This window comes from Methylopila musalis (assembly GCF_042679725.1).
Taxonomy (GTDB): Bacteria; Pseudomonadota; Alphaproteobacteria; order Rhizobiales; family Methylopilaceae; genus Methylopila; species Methylopila musalis.
This window is the reverse complement of record NZ_JBHTMX010000275.1, coordinates 1-2,822: the sequence shown is the minus strand read 5'-3', so window position 1 is coordinate 2,822 and position 2,822 is coordinate 1. Positions and strand designations below refer to the sequence as shown.

At 73.8% G+C, this 2,822-nt stretch carries 2 protein-coding genes; both read left to right on the top strand.

Annotation, left to right across the window (positions count from 1 at the left end; all coding sequences use genetic code 11):
- On the top strand, nt 1-811 hold an 811-nt coding region (locus tag ACFQ4O_RS16540), incomplete at its 5' end, for a DUF4159 domain-containing protein (protein ID WP_378777312.1).
- 88 nt (nt 812-899) lie between these two features.
- On the top strand, nt 900-2,822 hold a 1,923-nt coding region (locus ACFQ4O_RS16535), incomplete at its 3' end, for a hypothetical protein (protein ID WP_378777310.1).

Here is a 2,822-nt window from a genome sequence, read left to right as displayed (position 1 = left end):
GGCCGGCCTCGCGCTGGCGGCGCCCGCGCCGGACGCCCGGGCGCAGGCGACAGACAGGCCCGCCCATGACGAGCGCTTCGCGCTGGAGGCGACGCTCGCGACCCGGCTCGCCTACGTCTCCAGCGGCGATTTCGAGGTGGACCGGCTGGCGAAGGCGGGGCTCGAGGGCCTGACGCAGGCGCTTTCCTTCCGCACCGCGCTGTCGCCCGGCGGGCCGATCGCGGTCGATCCGTCCAAGGACGAGCTCGCCTTCTTTCCGCTGCTCTACTGGCCGGTGACTCAGGACGCCGCCCCGCTCGACGCCGCCACCCGCGCCCGCGTCGACGCCTACATGAAACAGGGCGGCGCCATCCTGTTCGACACCCGCGACGCGGTGAGCGGCGAAGGCGGCGGCGCCGAGAGCGCGGCGCTGAAGCGGCTGCTGGAGGGGCTCGACATTCCCGCGCTGGAGCCCGCCCCCCGCGACCACGTTCTGACCAAGGCGTTCTATCTGCTCGACGCGTTTCCCGGCCGCTACGACGGCAGCCCGCTCTGGGTCGAGGCGCTGGCGGCGGAGGACGAGACCGAGGCCGCCGACCGTCCGGCGCGGGCCGGCGACGGCGTCTCGCCGGTGCTCATCACCGGCGCGGATTTCGCCGGCGCCTGGGCGGTCGGCGCGGACGGCCGCCCGCTGCTGCCCACCTCCACCGACGAACGCCAGCGCGAGATGGCCTACCGGGTCGGCGTGAACATCGTGATGTACACCCTCACCGGCAACTACAAGGCGGATCAGGTGCATGTGCCCGCGCTGCTGGAAAGGCTCGGGCAATGACGGCGCCCCGCTCCGACCACGCCTCCCCGGGCGCCGCCCTCCGCCTCTCCCGCGTGCGGACGCCCGCACGCTCGCATGAGGCCCGCGCATGAGCCTCGACGTCGTGTTCGCGCCGCTTATCCCGCTGCCCGCGCTGCTGGCGTTCGCGGTCGCCGGCGCCGTGGTGGCGGCGCTCGGCGTGTTCGCCCGCGCGCGCGGCGCGTGGCTCCGGGCCGGCGCCCTCGCCTGCCTGCTGCTGGCGCTCGCCAATCCGTCCTTCACCCGCGAGGACCGGGAGACGCTGACCAACGTGCTGCCGGTGGTGGTGGACCGCTCCGGCAGCCAGACGCTGGACGGCCGCAAGGACCAGACCGACGCCGTGCGCCGCCAGCTCGAAGCGCGGCTGCAGGGCTTGAGGAACACGGAGGTGCGCTGGATCGAGGCCGGGCAGGACGGCGCGGCCTCGGACGGCACCGAACTGTTCAAGGCGCTGCGCGACGCATTGGCGGACGTGCCGCCGGAGCGGGTGGCCGGCGCTCTGCTCGTCACCGACGGCGTGGTGCACGACGTGCCCCCGGACGCCCGCGATCTGGGCTTCGCGGCCCCCCTGCACGCCCTGATCACCGGCCGCCCGGACGAGCGCGACCGCCGGGTCGCGCTGACGCTCGCGCCCCGGTTCGGCATCGTGGGCCAGACCCAGCGCGTGGCCTTCCGGCTGGAGGAGACCGGCCCCGGAGGCGGCGCGCCCGTGCCGATCATCGTCCGCCGCGACGGCGAGGAGATCGACCGTTTCGACGCCACCCCCGGCGCGGTGACGAGCTTCGACGCCCCGATCGCCCATGCGGGCGTGAACTACATCGAGATCGAGGCTGAGACCGCGCCCGGCGAAATCACCGACGTGAACAACCGCGCGGTGCTGCCCATCGACGGCGTGCGCGAGAAGCTGCGCGTGCTGCTGGTCTCGGGCGAGCCCCACGCGGGCGAGCGCACCTGGCGCAACCTGCTGAAGGCCGACGCCAGCGTCGATCTGGTGCATTTCACCATCCTGCGCCCGCCGGACAAGCAGGACGGCACGCCGATCAACGAGCTGTCGCTGATCGCGTTTCCGACCCGCGAGCTGTTCATCGAGAAGATCGACGAGTTCGACCTCATCATCTTCGATCGCTACGCGCGGCAGGGCATCCTGCCGATGATCTATTTCGAGAACATCGCCCGCTACGTGCGGGACGGCGGCGCCGTGCTGGTGGCCTCGGGGCCGGACTACGCCCAGCCGGGCACGCTCTACGAGACGCCACTGGCGCAGGTGCTGCCCGCCGAGCCCATCGGCGGCGTGCTGGAGCGGGCGTTCAAGCCGGAGCTGTCGGACGTCGGACGCAAGCACCCCGTGACGCGCGGCCTGCCGGGCTCGCAGACCACCCCGCCGAGCTGGGCGCCGTGGTTCCGCATGGTGGACAGCCGCGTGCGCGAAGGCGAGGCGGTGCTGCGCGGCCCGGATGAACGGCCGCTGCTGGTGCTGGCGCGCGAGAACCAGGGCCGGGTCGCGCTGATGCTGTCCGACCATGCCTGGCTGTGGGCGCGCGGCTTCGACGGCGGCGGCCCGCATGTGGACCTGCTGCGCCGCCTGTCGCACTGGCTGATGAAGGAGCCGGATCTGGACGAGGAGGCGCTGCGCGCCAGGGCGAACGGCCGCGTCGTCACCTTCGAGCGCCAGACCCTGAAGGACGAGGCCCAGCCCGTGACCGTGACGCTGCCGAGCGGGGAGACCCGCGAGGTGGCGCTGACGGAGGCCGAGCCCGGCCTGTGGCGGGGGACCTTCGAGACCCCGGAGCTCGGGCTGCACCGGGCCACCGACAGGACGCTGACCGCGCTCGTCAATGTGGGGCCGCCGAACCCGCGCGAGTTCACCGAGGTGACGAGCACCGCCGGCAGGCTCGACCGGCTCGCCGCCGCGACCGGCGGCTCCGCCCGCCGGGTGACGCCCGAGGCCGGCGCGGAGATCGAGGTGCCGCGCGTGGCGCTTGTCTCGGCCGGC